The following is a 19,679-nucleotide window of genomic DNA, read 5'->3' on the forward strand; positions in this document are numbered from 1 at the left end:
CCGCCCGCGGTTTGCCAAAGCACACTCTCTCAAGTAAGTTTCTGCGTACGCTCCCCCGTTCCTGGAGATTGCCCCCATGAAGCTCGCCCTGCCCGCCCGCATGCTGGGTCTCGCGTTCGCCGCTGCCGTCGCGGCGCCCGGCGCACATGCCGCCGACGCCGTCGTGGTGTCGTCGAAGATCGACACCGAGGGCAACCTGCTCGGCAACCTCATCGCGCAGGTGCTGAAGGCCCACGGCATTCCCGTCACCGAAAAGATCGCGCTCGGCGCGACGCCGATCGTGCGCAAGGCGCTCGTCAGCGGCGAGATCGACATCTATCCCGAGTACACGGGCAACGCCGCATTCTTCTTCAACAAGGCCGACGATCCGGTCTGGAAGAATGCCGCGCAGGCCTACGACACCGCGAAGAAGCTCGACTACGCGGCGAATCACCTCGTCTGGCTCACACCGTCGCCCGCGAACAATACGTGGGGCGTCGCGGTGCTCGCGCCGCTCGCGCAGTCGCAGCACCTGAAGACGTTCTCCGATTTCGGCAAGTGGGTGGCGGGCGGCGGCAAGGTGAAGCTCGCCGCGTCGGCCGAATTCGTCAACAGCGCGTCCGCGCTGCCGTCGTTCGAGAAGGCGTACGGCTTCAAGCTGAAGCCCGACCAGCTCGTCGTGCTGTCCGGCGGCGACACGGCGGCAACGATCAAGGCGGCCGCGAACCAGACCGACGGCGTGAACGCGGCGATGGTCTACGGCACCGACGGCGGAATCGCCGCGAGCGGCCTCACGGTGCTCGACGACGACAAGCACGTGCAGCCCGTGTACGCGCCCGCACCGGTGATTCGCGAAGCGGTGCTGAAGGCGCATCCGCAGATCGCCGACTACCTGAAGCCGGTGTTCGCGAGCCTCGACCTGAAGACGCTGCAGGCGCTCAACGCCCGCATCCAGATCAATGGCGAACCCGCCGCGGGCGTGGCCACGCAATACCTGAAAGCGAAGGGTTTCGTGAAATGACCGCACGCGCGGCGGCCTCCGCGCGACGCGTGGCACCCGACAAGGTCGGCGTGCTGATCGGCCTGCTGACGATCGGAGCGGTGCTGTTCGCGCCGTTCGTCGTGCTGCGCCCGAACCGGATCGCGGCCGGCACCGGGCTGCCGCTGCTCCACGCCTTGCCGGGCACGCAGGCGAGCGCGCTCGCTGCGCTGTGGCTGGCCGCCGCGCTGTGGACGATGACGGCGAGCCGGCCCGCGTGGCGGCTCGCCTGCGGCTGCGCGCTGCTCGCGACGCTCGGCTACGCGGCCGGCGCGGCCGCCACGCATCTCGTCGCGCCCGACGATGCGCTCGCGCGCGTGTCGCCCGCCGCCGCCGTCTGGCTGCTGCTGTTCGCGTGGGCCGTGCTCATCGCCGATGCGCTCGCGCGGCTCGCGTTCGGCCCATGGCGGCGGCTCGCCGCGCTTGCGCTCGCGATCGCCGCGGTCACGGTGCCGCTCGCGACCGGCTGGTGGGACGGGCTGTCCGTGATGCGCGAATACGCGGTGCGCAGCGACGATTTCTGGCGCGAAACGGGCCGGCACGTCGCGCTCGCGGGCGGCTCGGTCGCGGCGGCGCTGGTCGCAGCCGTTCCGCTCGGCATCGCGTGCGCACGCATCACCGCGCTGCGCGCGGCCGTGATGCCGGTGCTCAATGTCGTGCAGACGATCCCGAGCATCGCGATGTACGGGCTGATGATGGCGCCGCTCGGCATGCTCGCCGCGCACGTGCCGCTCGCGGCCGCGCTCGGCGTGCGCGGGATCGGCGTCGCGCCGGCCGTGCTCGCGCTGTTCCTGTATTCGCTGCTGCCGATCGCGTCGAGCGTCGTGGTCGGCCTGCAGCAGGTGCCGCCGCACGTGACCGAAGCCGCGCGCGCGATGGGGATGACGCCCGCGCAGCGCCTGCTGCGGATCGACCTCGTGCTTGCGCTGCCGGTGATCCTGAGCGGCGTGCGCATCGTGCTCGTGCAGAACATCGGCCTGACCGCGGTCGCCGCGCTGATCGGCGGCGGCGGGTTCGGCACGTTCATCTTCCAGGGCATCGGACAATCGGCCGCCGACCTCGTGCTGCTCGGCGCGATCCCGACGATCGCGCTCGCGCTGATGGCCGCCGTCGTATTCGAAGCCGCAACCGCACTCGCGAAAGGACCGACCGCATGATCGAGATCGACCGCCTCGGCAAGCGCTTCGGCGATATCGTCGCGGTCGACGACGTGTCGCTGACGATGCGGCGCGGCACGATCACCGCGCTCGTCGGCGCGTCGGGCAGCGGCAAGTCGACGCTGCTCAGGATGATCAACCGGCTGATCGCACCGAGCGCGGGCACGGTCCGCATCGACGGCGTCGATACCGCGAGCGTGCCGCCCGAGCACCTGCGGCGCGGCATCGGCTACGTGATCCAGGGCCACGGGCTGTTTCCGCACTGGAACGTCGCGCGCAACATCGCGACGGTGCCGCGCCTGCTCGGCTGGCCGGCGGCGCGGATCGACGCGCGCGTGCGCGAATTGCTCGACCTGTTCAACCTCGCGCCCGACGAATTCGCGAGCAAGCTGCCGCACGAGCTGTCCGGCGGCCAGCAGCAGCGCGTCGGCGTCGCACGCGCGCTCGCGGCCGAGCCGGCGATGCTGCTGATGGACGAGCCGTTCGGCGCGCTCGACCCGATCATTCGCGGCAAGGCGCAGGACGAACTGCTCGCGCTGCAGCGCCGCCTCGGGATCACGGTCGTGCTCGTCACGCACGACATCGAGGAAGCGCTGAAGCTCGGCGACACGATCGCGGTGATGGACGGCGGCCGGCTGCTGCAGGTCGCGCCGCCCGCCGAGATCCTCGGCCAGCCGGCGGCAGGCGTGGTCGAGCAACTCGTCGCGGGGGTCGACCGGCCGCTGCGCCTGCTCGCGCTGACGCCGGTCGGCGACGTGGCCGAGCCCGGCACCGCGAACGGGCCGCCGATCGCCGCGACGCGCACGCTGCGCGATGCGATCTCGGAAATGCTGTGGCGTGGCGTCGATGCACTGCCGGTCGACGATGACGATCACGCGGCGCAACGCCCGCACCCGGCGGGAAGCGGCCTAGGGCAAGCGGGCGGCAACGTCGCGCGCCGTATTACGCTCGATGCGATTCGTCAGCATGCGAGGCGGCCCGCATGACGGCTCGGGATACGGCAACTGTCCGGCGAGGACTGCCTGCGATCGCGCCACGGTATCTGCTGCCGGTTGCCGCACGCACGGCCGCGCTCGCGCTGCTGCTCGTGCTGCTGTTCCGCCCGCTCTGGCTGCAGGGCTGGTTCGCGCCGTTCGCGGACAACGGTGCGCCCGTGATCTACGAGCGCGCGAGCCTGTTCGACCTCACGCTCGCGCATCTCGCCACGGTGGCCGTATCGAGCCTGATCGGCACGATCGTCGCGGTCGCGGCCGGCATCGCGGTCACGCGGCCGTCGGGCGCGGATTTCCTGCCGGTCGCGCGCAGCATCGCGAACATCGGCCAGACGTTTCCGCCGGTCGCCGTGCTCGCACTCGCGGTGCCCGCGGTCGGCTTCGGCGTGAAACCGGTGCTGTTCGCGCTCGTCCTCTATGGACTGCTACCGATTTTCGAGAGCACGATCGCGGGGATCGAAGACGTGCCGCGCGACGTCGTCGATGCCGCGCGCGGCATGGGGATGAACGGCTGGCAGCAGCTGAGCTCGGTCGAGCTGCCGCTCGCGCTGCCGGTGATCGTCAACGGCATCCGGCTCGCGGTCGTCATCAATCTCGGCACCGCGACGATCGGCTCGACGGTCGCCGCGCGCGGGCTCGGCGACGTGATCATCGCCGGCCTGCAGACCGCGAATACCGCGTTCGTGCTGCAGGGTGGGATGATCGTCGGGCTGCTCGCGGTGCTGGTCAGCGATGCGATCGGCGCGCTCGCGCGCGTCACGGCGCGGCGCGCGTAGATGCCGCATTGCGCACGCGGCCGGCAGCCATCAACCTACATCCGGCTTTCATCCGAGCCCGCGTTCCAGCCACCCGGCGCGAATGGCCGATATACTATGCGCCTCCCGACTCCCCCAACCGGACCATGCGAAGGTTTCCCTGGCTGATCCTGCTTTTGCTCTGCACCGCGAACCAAGCGTCGGCGCAGCAGATGTCTGCGCAATCCGCCTCCGCGCCGGTTGCGATCGAAGCCTCTGCCGCGTCGGCCGCATCCGAAGCGCAGGCGGTCAATCAGCCGAACGAGGAAAACCGCCGCATCACGGCATACCTGGCGAAGAAATTCGGCATTGCAAAAGAGAAGGCCGCGCAGCTCGCGAACATCGTCAACGTCACTGCCACGAAGTATTCGCTGCCGCCGGCACTGGTTTACGCCATCATCTCGATCGAATCGCGGTTCAAGGAAAAGGCGCGCGGCGCCGGAGGCGCAACCGGGCTGATGCAGGTGGTGCCCAGCGCGCACCGCGGTTTGCTGAGGAACGTGAAGGACCTGACCGAGCCGACCGCGAACGTCAACGCCGGCTCGGCGATCCTGTCCGGCTACGTGAGGGCCGCCGGCGGCGACGTGGGCGCGGCGCTGAAGAGTTATGGCGGTTCGCACGCGTATGCGGCGAAAGTGATGCAGCGCGTCGAGTCGTTCCGGTTCGTGCTCGAGCCGAGCGACGATGCGAATGCCGGGATGATGCCGGTCAGCGCACCGGCGTCCGCGGTGTCGGGCATTCAGACATTGCCCCCGCGCAACGCCCGCTGACGCGAATCCGTCGCCCCGGCGCGCGCGCCTGATGGCAACGGCAACGTCGAGCCGGGCCGCCGCCGCCGCAACGGCAAGTCTGACCACCGCAACGCGCGGCATCGCACCTCGAGCCGCCCTCACGCTTCACGCGAACAGCACGCACCCGCTCGTCAGTTCGACGCGCCGCCAACCGTGCGGATGCTGTGCCACTGCCCCTGCTCGACCCGGAACAGCGTGTATGGCGGCTTGATCAGGTCGCCGCGCTCGTCGAACGAGATCTTCCCGGTCACGCCGGTCACCGATACGCCCGGCATGCTCTGCACGATCTTGCCGCGGTCGGCCGAATCGGCCTTGTGGATCGCCGCGATCGTCGCGAGCGCCGCGTCGTATGCAAACGGCGCATACAGCTCGACATCCTGGTTGAAGCGCGCCTTGTAGCGCTGCGCGAACGCCTGCGCGGACGGCAGCTTGTCGAGCGCGGGCCCCGGTTCGAGATCCTGCGTGCCTTCGCCCGCGCCGCCCGCGATCTTCAGGAATGCGTTGCTTTTCAGCGCACCCGCGCCGAACAGCTGCGCACGAATGCCGAGCGAGCGCATCTGCTTGACGAGCATCGCGCCCTGCTCGTCGAGCCCGCCGAAGAACAGCAGATCGACGTTGTTGCTCTTCAGCGTCGTCAGGATGCCGCGGAAATCGACCGCCTTGTCGTTCGTGTATTCGCGATCGACGACGGTGCCGTGCGCTTCCTTCACGCCTTTCTCGAATGCATCCGCGAGCCCCTGGCCGAATGCGGTGCGATCGTCGATGATGCCGATCCGCTTCGCCTTCAGCTGCTCGACCGCGAAGCGGCCCGCGACGACGCCGCCGATCCCGTCATGCCCCATCGTGCGGAACACGTTCTTGAAACCCTGCATCGTCAGCTGCGGGTTGGTCGAGCCGGGCGTGATCATCACGACGTTCGCCTGCCGATACACGGCCGACGCCGGAATGCTGCAGCCCGAGTTGTAATGCCCGATCACGCCGACCACGCCGTCGTCGACGAGCTTCTGCGCGACCTGGATCGCGACCCGCGGATCGGCCTGGTCGTCCTGCACGTCGAGCACGTACTGCACCGGCTTGCCGCCGAGCGTCGGGTGCTTCGCGTTTTCCTCGTCGAGCGCGAGCTGCGCGCCATATTGCAGATCCTTGCCGACGCGCGCGACCGGGCCCGTCAGCGGGCCCGCGAAGCCGATCCTGATGGTTTGGACATCCGCACCGTGCGCGGACGTGACGACCGTGCCGATCGAGCAGACCGCCAGCCATGCCAGCCAGTTACGACGATTCATGATGCCTCCTTGCTCCTTGCAGTGGTTGAAGTCGCGGCTCGTGTTGCCTGCTTGTATCCGTCCGCCTCGATTCGCGACGACTCGAGGCCGTATCCGGTGCCGGGCACGATGCCCGGCGGGACGCGTCAGAAGCGCGCGGCCCGGTAAGGCGTCAGGTCGAGCGGCGGCGCGCGCTGCGCGACGAGGTCCGCGACGATCCGTCCGCTGATGCCGGCCAGCGTCACGCCGAGGTGCTGATGGCCGAATGCATGGATCACGCGTTCGCTGCGGCGCGACCGGCCGAGCACCGGCACGCCGTCCGGCAGCGTCGGGCGGAAGCCGAGCCAGCTGCGGGTCGGCGCGCCGAGCGCCGGCAACGCCTCGCGCGCCGAACGCGTGAGCAGTTCGACGAGCGCGCGGTTCTCGCCCGCGTCGAAGCCGCCCAGTTCGACCGTGCCGGCCGCACGCAGCCCTTCAGCCAGCGGCGTCATGTAGAAGCCGCGCTCCGCCCAGCCGACCGGCCGCGTGACGACATGCTCGCGTTCCGCGAACTGCACGTGATAGCCGCGCTCGGTGTCGAGCGGCACGCGGTCGCCGCATGCCGCCGCGAATTCCCGCGACCGCGCGCCGGCCGCGATCACGACGTGATCGAAGGTCCGCGCCACGCCGCCGGCCACCACCGTCACGCCGTCGCCGGCGGGCTCGATCCGCTCGACGCGTGTGCGTTCGAGCGTCGCGCCCCCCGCCGCCAGATGCGCGAACAGCTCGCCGAGAAACCCGTGCGGATCGGAGAAATGCCAGCTCCCGTTGAACAGCACGCCATGCGCGAAGATCGGCGCAAGCGCCGGCTCGAGACGGCGAATCGCGGCCGCATCGAGCGTCTCGAACGCGACGCCGAGCCGGCGCCGCAGCGCGAGCGACGGCTGCGCGGCATCGAACGACGCCTGCCGCGCATAGAGGTACAGGCATTCGCGGGGCCGCACGAACGCCGCGAGCCGCGACGTGCCCAGGAGCGGCGCGTAGCCGTCCGCGGCGCGCGACAGCAGCGCGGCCAGCGCGCTCGCGCTGCGCACATGGCGCTCGGGCGTCGATGCAACCAGGAACCGGACCAGCCACGGCGCACCGACCAGCAGGTACGGCCAGCGGATCCGCAGCGGACTGTCGTGCGCGAACAGGAAGTGCGGCATGTTGCGGAACACGGACGGGCCGTTCACGGGCACGCACCCGTACGGCGCGAACGTCGCGGCATTGCCGAACGACGCGCCATGCCCGACGCCCGCCGGATCGAACAGCGTCACGCGGTGCCCGTCGCGTTGCAGCCAGGCTGCCGCACCGAGCCCGATGAAACCCGCTCCCACGATGGCGACGTTCGCCATGACGCATTCCCTCCCGTGCACTGCATTCATACAAAGATGGGATTAAGAATCACACAAGAATTTTTTGTGTGCAATCAAAAAGCGATTGTGTGAGGTCGGTGTTTACCCGCTTTTACGCCCATGATTTTGCAGACTTTTCGGCGATCGTTTGACGTTATGGGGATGTCATATACAATCGCGAAGCAGGCCAAAATAGCAGACAAACGTTTTTTGTGTGGTCACTGTCGACAAATGGCATCAGACAAGGCATCAGACAAACTTTCCGACGTGCGCGACAGCCGCACGCTGGCGCAGGCAAAGCGCCCGACCTACGTCGAGGTCTCGAGTTCGATCGAGGAGGAAATCCGCAACGGCACGTACCCGCCGGGCAGCCGCCTGCCGCCGCAGCGCCAGCTCGCGACCGAGCTCGGCATCAACGTGTCGACCGTGTCGCGTGCGTACAAGGAGCTTCAGCTGCGCGGCCTCGTGATCGGCAGCAAGCGCCGCGGGTCGCTCGTCACCGGCGGCGCGATGCCGAGCATCGAGCCGGCCCGCGCGTCGCTCGCGGCGGGCAACGGCGTGATCGACCTGACCGTGAACCGGCCGGCCACCGGCGAATTCCTCGCGAGTCTCGCGCAGACGCTCGGCACGCTGCCGAACGATCCGCGCTTCGCGACGCTACAGGAATACCAGCCGCCGCAAGGTCCGGACTGGGCGCGCGCGGCCGGCGCGCAATGGCTGGCCGCGCCGGGCTTCACGCCGTCGCGCGACCAGGTGGTCGTCACGAGCGGCGCGCAGCATGGCCTCTATGCCGTGCTGAACAGCCTGATCGGCACCGACGGCGTGATCGTCGCGGACCGCCTCACGTATTACGGGCTGAAGGCGCTCGCGCCGGTGTTCCAGTTCGAGATCGTCAGCGCGCCGGCCGACGACGACGGCCTGTTGCCCGACGAAATCGAGCGAATCTGCCAGCGGATGCCCGTCAAGGCGATCTTCGTCGTGCCGAACCTGCAGAACCCGACCGTGACGACGATGAGCCTCGCGCGGCGCATGGCGCTCGTCGACGTCGCGCGGCGCCATCACGTGACGATCATCGAGGACGACGTGTACGGCCCGCTCGTGCGCGACCGGTTGCCGACGCTCGCGGGGCTGTGTCCGGAGCTGACGTTCCATATCGGCGCGACGTCGAAGATCCTCGCGCCGGGCCTGCGCCTCGGCTATCTGTGCTGCCCGAAGGACAGCGTCGCGCTGTGCGCGGAAGCGGTGCGCACGACCGCGTGGATGCCCGCGCCGATGTCGATGCTGATCGCGACCGTGTGGATCGAGAATGGCACCGCCGAGCGGATCATGAACGCGCAACTGGCGGAAATCCGCGCGCGCGTGGACCTCGCGCGCGAACTGCTGCCGGCCGGGCAACTGAAATCCGACCCCACGTGCATGTTCGTGTGGCTGCGCCTGCCGCCGCCGTGGCGCGCGGACGATTTCGCGGCGAACGCGAAGGCGCGCGGCGTGATCGTGATGCCGTCGTCGACGTTCGCGGTCGACCGCGCGGAGCTCGAGCACGGCGTGCGTATCAATCTCGCCTGTCCGGCGACACGCGACGAGCTCGTGAACGGGTTGCGGATACTCGCGGGAACGCTGAAGGACCGGCCGCGCGCGCTGTTCGGGTCGATCTGATTTCCCGCATCGACACGGCGGGCGCCGTTCGCTCGAAACGCATGAGGGTCGCATCGAAAAGCGTCACCAGCATGAATGCAACCAAATGTATTCATCCAAAGTGACGCGCCGCAGGTCGTTTATCATCGACTGGTCACGTCGATTGAACGACCCGTGAGAGAAGTATGAGGAATACCCGTAAGACATTGATGATTGCCGGAGGGCTTGTCGTCGTCGCGATCAGCGCTTCGTACCTGATGCTCCTCAAGGCGGACCATCGTGCGGTTGCAGAAGCGACGGCCGGCATCGGCGATTCCGCCCAGACGCCGCCGGACGCCGATCTGCGATCGGGCGACAACCACGTATCGCAAGGAAGCATCGGTCAAGCGGCGCTTCCTGCCGCCACCTCGAAGCCCGCCGACGCCGCGCCGCAACCGGCGCCCGCCACTGCACCACCTGCGCCCGCACCTGCTACCGTTGCCAACGCGCCCGCGCCTGCAGCCGTCACTGCACCTCCGCCGCCCCCGCCACCCGCGCCGGTGACAGTGACCGTGGACCCAGCGCCGCCACCCGGCCCGGCAGCCCCGAGCGTCAGCGCACCGCCTCAGCCCAAGACACAGCCGAGCGCGCCGCCGTCCGCTGCCGTCGCGTCGGTCGATGCGCAGAAGTCGCCCGCCTCGACGACGAACCGGACACAACGCGCGCCGCGCGGGCGCGACGGCCTGGAGCGTCATGCAACGGCGGCAACGGCGAATCGCGGCTCGGCCACGACGCCCGAGACGGCCGCACTGGTCAGGGAGTCGTCGAAGCTCGATCCTTCCTTGCCACCGCCAAAGGATCTCCCGGTTCCTTCGAGCACCGATCAACGCAGCTCATCCGCGGGCGCGAACCCGGTCGCCGCCGCGATGACCGAGCGGCTCGTCAAGGAGTCGAGCAGTGTCGGTACGTCGTCGCCGCAGCCGTCACAGGACAATTCCGGCGCGGCCAAGTGATCGCGGCGACGTCCTACCGCGCCACGTTCCGCCGCCCCATGTACGCAAGATACGCGACGATCAGATCGATCTCCCGATCGCTCAGCTGATCCGGCGAGAAGGCCGGCATGGCCCGCCCGGGCCAGTCCCGAACCGAAGCCGGATTGCGGATATAGCGATGCAACGCCGCAGGCTGGAAGTAATCGACAGGATTCATCGGCACGTCGAGATCGGGTCCCGTCGCCGCGCTGCCCGCGCCGTTGAGCCGATGACACGCGAAACATTGCGTGATGAACAGGCTCTGGCCGGCCCGAAGCGGATCGGTTGCCGGCAGCGCCGGATCGACGGCGAGCGCCGGCCAGCGCGCGGCGGGCGAGCGTTGCGTCGCGAGATGCACGATCTGGAAAGGCCATTGCTCGTTGCGGACGGACGACGCCTCCTTGCCGATCCAGACCAAATAGAACGGCCCGGCGCTGACCGGTTTGCCCGGCAGCTTCGGCCACGGATGCGCGGGGTCCTCGACCGCGAGCCACGCAACGGCGCCTGCGGGGTTGCGATTGAGCACGAGGTCCATCGGCAGTTGCGCGGCAAAACCGTCCGCCGCGCGCGTTTCGAGCACGCTGTCCGCCGCGAGCGCGGCCCCGTCGAGCAGGTTCGCCAGCGGCACGGCGCGGAAGGTCATCGGCGTACCGTACGCAACATCGCGCGGCACATGGATCTCCGCCACGTCCGGGCGCGCCAGCAACACCTGCCGGGTAAGCGACCTGGTCGCGCCGTCCGTCGCGAGTTCAAGCGCGGACTGGGCGGCCGCACGATGTCCGATCACGCAGACTGTCAGCAGCAAAAGCAGGCACAACGCGCGTTTCAGCATTCGTTCTCCGTTATTGCGGCCGAAGGTCTTCTACAGGGATGCGCCATCGCCTTGTATTCCCCGTCAATTGACCGCGCAGCGCAGGAATATGCCATACATGTCGTCGCCCGCTCAACCGCGTGCGACATTCGCCGCTCGCGCAGGCTGGCGGCTGCGCCACTGCTGCGGCGACTCGCCCGTCCAGCGGCGAAACGCGCGCGTCAACGCGCTGTGCCCCGAATAGCCGGGCAGCCACGCGACGTACGCGATCAGATGTTCGTATTGGTGCCAACGCGCGAGCGCGGCGCCGGCATCACGGCACGCATGCAGCGCGTAGCCGAGCACGCCCAGATGCGCGGGCGCGATCCGCTGCCCGACGTGCAGGCCGGGCAACGGATCGCCCGGCGTGTCACAAGCAGCCCGCCGCCCCCGTCCACCGCAGGTAATCCCCGCGCGTCCATTCGAGCGCGACGCCGACGCGTTTCGTCCCCGGCCGGATCTTCGGCTTGTAGACCGACAGCGTCAGCGACTCCAGCGCCGGCCACTCGCGAAACGACATCACCGCGATATCGGCAACGAGCGTCTCGAGCAGCCGCGTATGCGGCTTGTGCGCGAGAAACGCCGCAATGCGCGTGCAATACCCGTCGTAATCGATCCACTCGCCCGCTTCGTTCGGCTCGCAGCGATAGCCGAGTTGCGCGTCGATCACGATCGGCTGCGGCGCGTCGTGCTCGTGCGCGTGGATGCCGATCCGCGCGGGCACCTTCAGTTCGTCGACGAACACGCTCCAGCCGCGCCCCCTGAGACGCGGCGCGTCGATCGACACGAACGGTTCGTCGGCCGGCTTCATGACGCGAGCGGCGCCGCCGCGTCGAGCAGGATGCGCACGAAATAGTCGGCGAAGCTGCGGCGCACGACGATCTCGAACGTGTCGTCGCCGGTCGGCACCAGCACGACACCCGCCTTGAAGAAATGCGTCTGCGCACACTGGCCCGGCTTGAACATCCGCGGATGCAGGTCGAGCGGGCAACCGCGCGCGAGCACGTCACGCACGCGTTCGCCGGTCAGCTCGACGACCGTATAGCCGCTGCCGACATCGACCGCTGCCGCATACGAACCCTGCACGGCCTCGGCGAGCGCCGCCTCGAGCACGCCCGCCTGCACGGGCCCGTTCGAGCGCACGAGCCATTCGTCGGGGCCGAGCCACAACACGTCGTACTCGGCGCTGCGCGCGACCGTGTTCGGCGCGGCCGGCGGCCGGCAGCCGACCACGCGCTCGAACGCGGCGACGAACGCGGGGTCGCTCAATTCGCCACGCACGTTGACGAGATCGAGAAACGGCCGCTCACGCATCGTGAACTTCTTCGACGCGCGCGCCTGATGCGTCTTCAGCAGGTCGGCCGCGCCGATGAACGGCGACTCGAGCGTGACGCCGCCCGCGCCCGCCACCTGCGTCTGGTTTCTGGTTTCATTCCACATGCTGACGCACCCCTTCGGTATCGTAGAAAACCGGGCTCGAGATCTTCGCGGTCACGCGCTTGCCGTTGGCCAGCGGAATCACGACGCTCTCGCCCATCTTGCCCAAGCCGCCCTTCACCACCGCGAGCGCAATCGAGCGCTTCAGGATCGGGCTGTAGTAGCTCGACGTCACGTGGCCGATCATCGGCGTCGGTTCGGTCGTCGACACGTGCGTGTCCTTCGCGACGATCTGCGCGCCTTCCGGCAGCACGTACTGCTCGTCGTCGGTCAGCAGGCCGACGAACTGCTTGCGGCCTTCCTTCGCGGTGTCCGAACGCGCGAGCGAACGCTTGCCGAGGAAGTCCTTCGACTTCGCGACGAGCCCGCCCATCCCGAGGTCGTACGGCGTGACCGACCCGTCGGTGTCCTGGCCGACGATGATGTAGCCCTTCTCCGCGCGCAGCACGTGCATCGTCTCGGTGCCGTACGGCGTGATGTCGAACTCGGCGCCCGCGGCCATCAGCGCTTCCCACACCGCGCGGCCCGCGTTCGCCGGCACGTTCACTTCATAGGCCAGCTCGCCCGAGAAGCTGATCCGCATCACGCGCGCCTTCGCGCCCGCAACGGTGCCGTTGCGATAGCTCATGAACGGGAACGCTTCGTTGCCGAAGTCGATGTCCTGGCACACCTTCTGCACGACCTTGCGGCTCTTCGGGCCGACGACCGCGAAGGTCGCCCAGTGGTCCGTCACCGATGAGAGCCGCACCTTCATGTCCGGCCATTCCGTCTGCAGCCAGCGTTCGAGCCACGTGAGCACGCGCGCCGCGCCGCCCGTCGTCGTCGTCATCATGAAATGCTGGTCGGCGAGGCGCACCGTCACGCCATCGTCGAACACCATCCCGTTCTCGTCGAGCATCAGCCCGTAGCGGCACTTGCCGACTTCGAGCTTGCCCCACGGGTTCGTGTACATCCAGTTCAGCAGCTTCACCGCGTCCGGGCCCTGGATGTCGATCTTGCCGAGCGTCGACGCGTCGAGGATGCCGACGCTGTTGCGCACCGCGAGGCACTCGCGCTTCACGGCCGCATGCAGGTCCTCGCCGTTCTTCGGGAAGTACCAAGGACGCTTCCAGTTGCCGACGTCCTCGAACAGCGCGCCGTGCTCGACGTGCCATTCGTGCACGCAGGTCTTGCGGATCGGGTCGAGGAAATCGCCGGTCTCGCGGCCCGCGAACGTGCCGAACGACACGGGCGTGTAGTTCGGGCGGAACGTCGTCGTGCCCGTTTCCGGAATCGACTTGCCGAGCGCCTGCGCGAGAATCGCCATCCCGTTGATGTTGCCGAGCTTGCCCTGGTCGGTGCCGAAGCCCATCGCGGTGTAGCGCTTCACGTGCTCGACCGATTCGAAGCCTTCGCGCGCGGCGAGCAGGATGTCGGCGGCCGCCACGTCGTTCTGGAAATCGACGAACTGCTTCGGCCCGCGTGCGGCGGCCTCGCGGCTGCCGACGAGCCACAACGGCTGCAGCGCGCCTTCCGCGACTTCCGCGACCTTCGGTGCAACCGGGCGCTGCGTCGCGGAGAAGCCGGCCGCCTTCGCGGCCTCCGCGCCCGCATCGACCGCGAGGCGCAGTGCGCGCGCAAGGCCGAATTCGCCCGCTGCCGCGCCGATGCTCGCCTCGGGCTGCACGGCCTTGCCCGGCAGGAAGCACGCTTTCTCGTCGTTCCAGCACGCCTTGCCGCCCGACTGTGCGAACAGGTGCAGCACCGGGCTGAAACCGCCCGACATCGCGACGAGGTCGCATGCCAGCGTATTCAGCTTGCCGCCCGTCTGGCCGTTCGAGTACGACGCGATGTCGACCGACGATACGCGCCACTTGCCCGACGCGGCCGTCACGACCGCGCCGCTCATCAGCGTCACGCCCTGGCGCTTCGCGGCCGCCGGCAGCGCGCCGTTGCTCGATGCGCGCGAATCGACGACCGTCACTTTCGCGCCGCATGCCTTCAGGTCGAGCGCGGTCTGGTAGCCGCGATCGTTGTTCGTGAACACGACCGCATCGCGGCCCGGCAGCACGCCGAAGCGATGGATGTACGCGGACACCGCACCCGCGAGCATCACGCCCGGCAGGTCGTTGTTGCCGAACACGATCGGCCGCTCGTGCGCGCCGGTCGCGAGAATCACGCGCTTCGCGCGAACCTTCCACAGCAGCTCGCGGGTGCCCTTGCGCATCGACACCGGCAGGTGATCGGTCAGGCGCTGCGTGATCGTCACGAGGTTGTGGTCCTGATAGCCGAACGCGGTGCTGCGCGACAGGATCGTCACGTCGGGCAGCTTGCGCAGCTCGGCCTCGATCTTCTCGACCCACTGCAGCGCGGGCTTGCCGTCGATTTCCGCACGGCACGACAGCAGGCTGCCGCCGAGCTCGCGCTGGTCGTCGACGAGGATCACGCGCGCGCCGGCCGTCGCCGCCGCATGCGCGGCCGCGAGGCCCGACGGGCCGCCGCCGACGACGAGCACGTCGCAGTGCGCGTAGCACTTGTCGTAGCGATCGGCGTCGAGCGTGTCGGGCGCCTTGCCGAGGCCGGCCGCATCGCGGATCTTCTCTTCATACTTCGGCCACATGTTGCGCGGCCACATGAAGGTCTTGTAGTAGAACCCGGCGGGCATGAAGCGCGACAGCTTCTGGTTGATCGCGTACTTGTCGTGCTCGAGCGACGGCTGAGCGTTCACACTGGTCGCGACGAGGCCCTGGTACAGCTCGATCTCGGTCGCGCGCGCGTTCGGCACGGTGTACGGGCCGGACTCGAGCTGCACGACGGCATTCGGTTCCGCGACGTCCGCCGTCACGATCCCGCGCGGACGGTGGTACTTGAAGCTGCGCGCGACGAAGTGCACGCCGTTCGCGAGCAGCGCGGACGCGAGCGTGTCGCCCTGGAAGCCCTGATACGTGCGGCCGTTGAACGTGAAGGTCAGCGGAATCGCGCGGTTGATGCGGCCACCGGTGCCGAGACGGTCTTTCTGGCTCATTTGCTGGTGCCCTCTTGCTTGTCGTTGGCGTCGACGTGGCCGTTCGCGGCCCCGCCAAATTTTTCGTAGCCCTTGATGTCGTACGTGACGGTATCGCGCTCGACCTTGAACCAGCGGCGGCAGCCTTGCGTATGCAGCCATTGCTCGCGGTGCAGGCCGCGCTTGTTCTCGCGCATGAACACGTATTCGCCCCATTCGCGGTCGGTCATGTTCTCATTGGCGACCGGGCGCACGATGTCGGCTTCGCCGCCGCACGTGAACTCGGATTCGGCGCGCGGGCCGCACCACGGACATTCGATCAGCAACATGTTTCCTTCTCCTCGTGGTGTGCGTGGTCAGTGCGCGACGGCGGCGGCGCCGTGCTCGTCGATCAGGTGGCCGGTATAGAAGCGGTCGAGCGCGAACGGCGCGTTCAGCGGATGCGGCTGGTCCTGCGCGATCGTGTGCGCGAACACCCAGCCCGAGCCGGGCGTCGCCTTGAAGCCGCCGGTGCCCCAGCCGCAGTTGAAATACAGGCCCTTCACGTCGGTCTTGCTGATGATCGGGCATGCATCCGGCGACACGTCGACGATGCCGCCCCACTGGCGGTTCATCCGCACGCGCGAGAACACCGGGAACATCTCGACGATCGCCTGCAGCGTGCCTTCGATGATGTGGAAGCTGCCGCGCTGGCCGAAGCCCGTGTACTGGTCGATGCCCGCGCCGATCACGAGGTCGCCCTTGTCGGACTGGCTGATGTACGCGTGCACCGCGTTCGACATGATCACCGAGTTGACGACCGGCTTGATCGGCTCGGACACCAGCGCCTGCAGCGGGTGGCTTTCGATCGGCAGGCGAATGCCGGCCATGTCGGCGAGCGTCGTCGTGTTACCGGCCGCGACCACCGCGACCTTCTTCGCCTTGATGAAGCCCTTCACCGTCTCGACGCCGACCACCGCGCCGCCTTCGCGGCGGATGCCCGTCACCTGGCAGTTCTGGATGATGTCGACGCCCGCGCGGTCCGCGCCGCGCGCGAAGCCCCAGGCCACCGCATCGTGGCGCGCGACGCCCGCGCGCCGCTGGATCGACGCGCCGAGCACCGGGTAGCGGCTGTTCAGGTTGATCGTCGGCTCGATTTCCTTGATCTGCGCGGGCGTCAGGAATTCGGCGTCGACGCCGTTCAGCCGGTTCGCATTGACGCGGCGCTCGGTGTCGCGCACGTCCTGCAGCGTGTGCGCGAGGTTCAGCACGCCGCGCTGGCTGAACATCACGTTGTAGTTCAGGTCCTGCGACAGCCCTTCCCACAGCTTCATCGCCTTCTCGTACAGCGCGGCCGATTCGTCCCACAGGTAGTTCGAGCGGACGATCGTCGTGTTGCGCGCGGTGTTGCCGCCGCCGATCCAGCCCTTCTCGAGCACCGCGACGTTGGTGATGCCGTGCTCCTTCGCGAGGTAGTACGCGGTCGCGAGGCCATGCCCGCCGCCGCCGACGATCACGACGTCGTACTCACGCTTCGGCTCCGGGCTCCTCCACTGTTTCTCCCAGTTCTCGTGATACGAGAGGCCGTTGCGGAACAGGCTGAATATCGAGTAGCGGCTCATGTCAATGGTCCTTCGTTAGCATTCGATGACGTTCACGGCCAGACCGCCGCGCGACGTTTCCTTGTATTTCGTCTTCATGTCGGCGCCCGTCTCGCGCATCGTCTTGATGACGGAATCGAGCGACACGTAGTGCTGGCCGTTGCCCTTCAGCGCCATCCGCGATGCGTTCAGCGCCTTGATCGCGCCCATCGCGTTGCGCTCGATGCACGGGATCTGCACGAGCCCGCCGACCGGGTCGCAGGTCATGCCGAGGTTGTGCTCCATGCCGATCTCGGCCGCGTTCTCGACCTGGTCCGGCGTGCCGCCCATCACCGCGGCGAGCGCGGCCGCGGCCATCGAGCACGCGACGCCCACCTCGCCCTGGCAGCCGACTTCCGCGCCGGAGATCGACGCGGTTTCCTTGTAGATGATCCCGATCGCGGCAGCCGTCAGCAGGAATTCGACGATGCCGGCCTCGTTCGAGGCCGGCACGAACTTCACGTAGTAGTGCAGCACCGCCGGGATCACGCCGGCCGCGCCGTTGGTCGGCGCGGTAACGACGCGCCCGCCCGCCGCGTTCTCCTCGTTGACCGCCATCGCGTACAGGTTGACCCAGTCGAGCATCGACAGCGGGTCGCGTAGCGACTCCTCCGAACGCTCGCGCAGCCTGCCGTACAGCTCGGCCGCGCGGCGCTTCACGTGCATCGGGCCCGGCAGGTCGCCCTCGACCTTGCAGCCGCGCTCGACGCAGGCGGCCATCGTGCGCCAGATCGCGAGCAGGCCCGCGCGCACTTCTTCGGCGGGGCGCAGCGAGGATTCATTGCGCAGCATCAGCTCGGCGATCGACAGCCCGTGCTCGCGGCACTGGCGCATCAGGTCGTCGCCGGTGCGGAACGGATACGGCACCTCGGCCGCCGCACGCACGCCGTTCACGCGATCGCCGTCGCGGTTCACGACGAAGCCGCCGCCGACCGAGTAATACTCCTTCTCGACGAGCAGCTGGCCGTGCTCGTCGAACGCCTGGAAGCGCATCCCGTTCGGATGCACGATGCTCGTGCCGCTCATCAGCTTCCGGTAGAAGCCGATATGCTCCTTCTCGTCGAAGCGGACCACCTGCTTGCCGAGCAGCGACAGCGACTTGCCGGCGCGAATCTCGGCAAGGCGCGGCTCGATCAGGTCCGGATCGATCGAATCGGGCAGATGGCCCTCGAGGCCGAGCAGCACCGCCTTGTCGGTGCCGTGGCCCTTGCCGGTCGCGCCGAGCGAGCCGTACAGCTCGACCCGCACGCGCTGCACGAACGCGAGCAGGTTCGCATCCTCGACGTGCGACGCGAAGCGGCACGCGGCGATCATCGGGCCGACCGTATGCGAGCTGGACGGGCCGATGCCGATCTTGAACAGGTCGAACGCGCTGACGTTCATCTGGCTTCCTCTGGTTAGGCACACGTGAAGTGACGTTGGACGCCAGTACACCAAAGCGTAAAATTGGCCGATAGAACAAAAACGGCATCGACGTGGGACACTGCCGCCAAGCGGCCTTCCGCCCGCCCCGAAAGTGCGTTTTGACGATGGTTGGCGACGGAAAAACGCAAGTCCGCGGGGTGGTGATCGGCGACGCTGGGTTCATCCGCGCCGGCCCGCGTGCCAGCCCTGTCGCCGGCCCTACGCCGGCCCATTCACCGGCCCTGTATATGGAGTGAGACGCGCCCCCGGGCGTGACGAGATTGACCGCAATGACACCCGACGCACCCGCCTCCCCGCTCGCCGAACCGGCGCCCAAACGCATCCGCTTCGGCATCGTGCTGCTGCCGAACTTCACGCTGACCGCGTTCTCCGGCTTCGTCGACATGCTGCGGCTGTCCGCCGACGACGGCGATTACAGCAAGCCCGTGCGCTGCGCGTGGAGCGTGATCGGGGAAACCCTCGCGCCGGTGCGCGCGAGCTGCGGAATCCAGATCACGCCGTGGGAAACCTTCGACGACGCCGAGCCGTTCGACTACGTGGTCGTCGTCGGCGGGCTGCTGCATTCGGGGCCGCAAGCGGGGCCGGAAACGCTCGCCTTCATCCGCCGCGCGGCCGCCGACGGCGCGACGATCGTCGGCATCTGCACCGGCGTGTTCACGCTGATGCGCGCGGGCGTGCTGGAAGCGCACCGCACCTGCGTCAGCTGGTTCCATTACTGGGATTTCATCGAGCGCTTCCCGGCGGCCGACCCCGACCTGCTGATCGCCGACCGGCTGTTCGTGATCGACCGGCGGCGGATCACCTGCTCGGGTGGACGCGCGTCGATCGACGTCGCCGCCGCGATCCTGCTGCGCCATTTCGATCACGCGACCGTGCAGAAGGCGCTGCGGATCCTGCTGGTCGGCGAGATGCAGAAAGGCAATGCGCCGCAACCGCATCCGCCGGGCCTCGAACCGGCGACGCACCCGAAGGTCAAGCGCGCGATTCTTCTGATGGAACAGCATGTCGGGCGCGCGTTGCCGCTCGAGGAGCTGGCCTGCAAGCTCGATCTGTCGGCGCGACAGCTCGAACGCCTGTTCAAGGCGGAAACCGGCAAGAGCCCGCAGGCGTTCGCGAAGCAGGTGCGGTTGCGCACCGCAGCATGGCTGCTGACGAGCTCCGACCGTACGGTCGCCGATATCGCGTCGAGCTGCGGGTTCGCGGACGCGTCGCATCTCGGGCGCGAGTTCCGCAAGCAGTTCGGCGTGCCGCCGGCGGCGTATCGGGAGCGCGGCGGGGACGCGGTGGCGGCCCCGGATATCGTCGAGGAAGAGGTGGATTGACGGGCGCC

General features: G+C 68.4%; 18 protein-coding genes. 8 read left to right on the forward strand and 10 right to left on the reverse strand.

Features of this window, described 5'->3' with window-relative positions:
• Positions 1-76 precede the first annotated feature (76 nt).
• The 5 genes from DID96_RS27525 to DID96_RS27545 all read left to right on the forward strand — a co-directional run bounded on the left by DID96_RS27525 (position 77) and on the right by DID96_RS27545 (position 4,731).
• The gene (locus tag DID96_RS27525) at positions 77-1,000 is read left to right on the forward strand and encodes an ABC transporter substrate-binding protein (protein ID WP_124602394.1); all 924 of its coding nucleotides are present in this window, start codon (positions 77-79) and stop codon (positions 998-1,000) included.
• Positions 997-2,175 carry an ABC transporter permease gene (locus DID96_RS27530; RefSeq protein WP_124602395.1) on the forward strand — a complete coding sequence of 393 codons (1,179 nt, stop codon included), beginning with the start codon at positions 997-999 and terminating at the stop codon, positions 2,173-2,175. Before DID96_RS27525 ends, DID96_RS27530 begins: the two co-directional genes overlap by 4 nt.
• Entirely contained in the window at positions 2,172-3,161 is a 990-nt protein-coding gene (locus DID96_RS27535) for an ABC transporter ATP-binding protein (protein WP_124602396.1), read from the forward strand. Before DID96_RS27530 ends, DID96_RS27535 begins: the two co-directional genes overlap by 4 nt.
• On the forward strand, positions 3,158-3,943 hold the full coding sequence (locus tag DID96_RS27540; protein WP_124602397.1) for an ABC transporter permease: 786 nt from the start codon (positions 3,158-3,160) through the stop codon (positions 3,941-3,943). The genes DID96_RS27535 and DID96_RS27540 overlap by 4 nt, the downstream gene beginning before the upstream one ends.
• Positions 3,944-4,068: 125 nt before the next feature.
• Entirely contained in the window at positions 4,069-4,731 is a 663-nt protein-coding gene (locus tag DID96_RS27545) for a lytic transglycosylase domain-containing protein (protein WP_124602439.1), read from the forward strand.
• Positions 4,732-4,883: 152 nt separating this feature from the next.
• Here DID96_RS27545 and DID96_RS27550 read toward each other — a convergent pair whose 3' ends face one another.
• Both DID96_RS27550 and DID96_RS27555 read right to left on the reverse strand, forming a co-directional pair.
• Positions 4,884-6,035, reverse strand: a complete 1,152-nt coding sequence (locus DID96_RS27550) for a branched-chain amino acid ABC transporter substrate-binding protein (protein ID WP_124602398.1) — start codon at positions 6,033-6,035, stop codon at positions 4,884-4,886.
• A 125-nt stretch (positions 6,036-6,160) separates the two neighbouring features.
• On the reverse strand, positions 6,161-7,390 hold the full coding sequence (locus DID96_RS27555; RefSeq protein ID WP_124602399.1) for an FAD-binding oxidoreductase: 1,230 nt from the start codon (positions 7,388-7,390) through the stop codon (positions 6,161-6,163).
• 231 nt (positions 7,391-7,621) lie between these two features.
• Between DID96_RS27555 and DID96_RS27560 the strand changes: the two genes are divergently transcribed.
• Both DID96_RS27560 and DID96_RS27565 read left to right on the forward strand, forming a co-directional pair.
• Positions 7,622-9,046 (forward strand): PLP-dependent aminotransferase family protein, encoded by a 1,425-nt coding sequence (locus DID96_RS27560; RefSeq protein ID WP_124602400.1) that lies wholly within the window; start codon positions 7,622-7,624, stop codon positions 9,044-9,046.
• A 164-nt stretch (positions 9,047-9,210) separates the two neighbouring features.
• Entirely contained in the window at positions 9,211-10,017 is an 807-nt protein-coding gene (locus DID96_RS27565) for an extensin (RefSeq protein WP_124602401.1), read from the forward strand.
• Positions 10,018-10,030: 13 nt separating this feature from the next.
• Here DID96_RS27565 and DID96_RS27570 read toward each other — a convergent pair whose 3' ends face one another.
• The 8 genes from DID96_RS27570 to DID96_RS27605 all read right to left on the reverse strand — a co-directional run bounded on the left by DID96_RS27570 (position 10,031) and on the right by DID96_RS27605 (position 18,307).
• A complete protein-coding gene (locus tag DID96_RS27570; RefSeq protein WP_124602402.1) occupies positions 10,031-10,867 on the reverse strand; it encodes a cytochrome c in 837 nt (278 codons plus the stop codon).
• Positions 10,868-10,978: 111 nt separating this feature from the next.
• On the reverse strand, positions 10,979-11,239 hold the full coding sequence (locus DID96_RS27575; RefSeq protein WP_260464025.1) for an AraC family transcriptional regulator ligand-binding domain-containing protein: 261 nt from the start codon (positions 11,237-11,239) through the stop codon (positions 10,979-10,981).
• A gap of 16 nt (positions 11,240-11,255) precedes the next feature.
• Positions 11,256-11,696, reverse strand: a complete 441-nt coding sequence (locus DID96_RS27580) for a dihydroneopterin aldolase (protein WP_124602403.1) — start codon at positions 11,694-11,696, stop codon at positions 11,256-11,258.
• Positions 11,693-12,325, reverse strand: a complete 633-nt coding sequence (locus tag DID96_RS27585; RefSeq protein WP_124602404.1) for a sarcosine oxidase subunit gamma — start codon at positions 12,323-12,325, stop codon at positions 11,693-11,695. The genes DID96_RS27580 and DID96_RS27585 overlap by 4 nt, the downstream gene beginning before the upstream one ends.
• Positions 12,315-15,326: a sarcosine oxidase subunit alpha family protein gene (locus tag DID96_RS27590; RefSeq protein WP_124602405.1), complete on the reverse strand. Its 3,012-nt coding sequence runs from the start codon at positions 15,324-15,326 to the stop codon at positions 12,315-12,317. Before DID96_RS27590 ends, DID96_RS27585 begins: the two co-directional genes overlap by 11 nt.
• Positions 15,323-15,634 (reverse strand): sarcosine oxidase subunit delta, encoded by a 312-nt coding sequence (locus tag DID96_RS27595; RefSeq protein ID WP_124602406.1) that lies wholly within the window; start codon positions 15,632-15,634, stop codon positions 15,323-15,325. The genes DID96_RS27590 and DID96_RS27595 overlap by 4 nt, the downstream gene beginning before the upstream one ends.
• A gap of 27 nt (positions 15,635-15,661) precedes the next feature.
• Entirely contained in the window at positions 15,662-16,906 is a 1,245-nt protein-coding gene (locus DID96_RS27600; RefSeq protein ID WP_124602407.1) for a sarcosine oxidase subunit beta family protein, read from the reverse strand.
• Positions 16,907-16,921: 15 nt separating this feature from the next.
• The gene (locus DID96_RS27605) at positions 16,922-18,307 is read right to left on the reverse strand and encodes an L-serine ammonia-lyase (protein ID WP_124602408.1); all 1,386 of its coding nucleotides are present in this window, start codon (positions 18,305-18,307) and stop codon (positions 16,922-16,924) included.
• Positions 18,308-18,618: 311 nt separating this feature from the next.
• Here DID96_RS27605 and DID96_RS27610 point away from each other — a divergent pair, with 311 nt between their 5' ends.
• Positions 18,619-19,671 (forward strand): GlxA family transcriptional regulator, encoded by a 1,053-nt coding sequence (locus DID96_RS27610; protein ID WP_124602409.1) that lies wholly within the window; start codon positions 18,619-18,621, stop codon positions 19,669-19,671.
• The last annotated feature ends 8 nt before the right edge of the window (positions 19,672-19,679 follow it).

The sequence above is a fragment of the Burkholderia sp. Bp8963 genome (assembly GCF_003854275.1).
GTDB lineage: Bacteria > Pseudomonadota > Gammaproteobacteria > Burkholderiales > Burkholderiaceae > Burkholderia.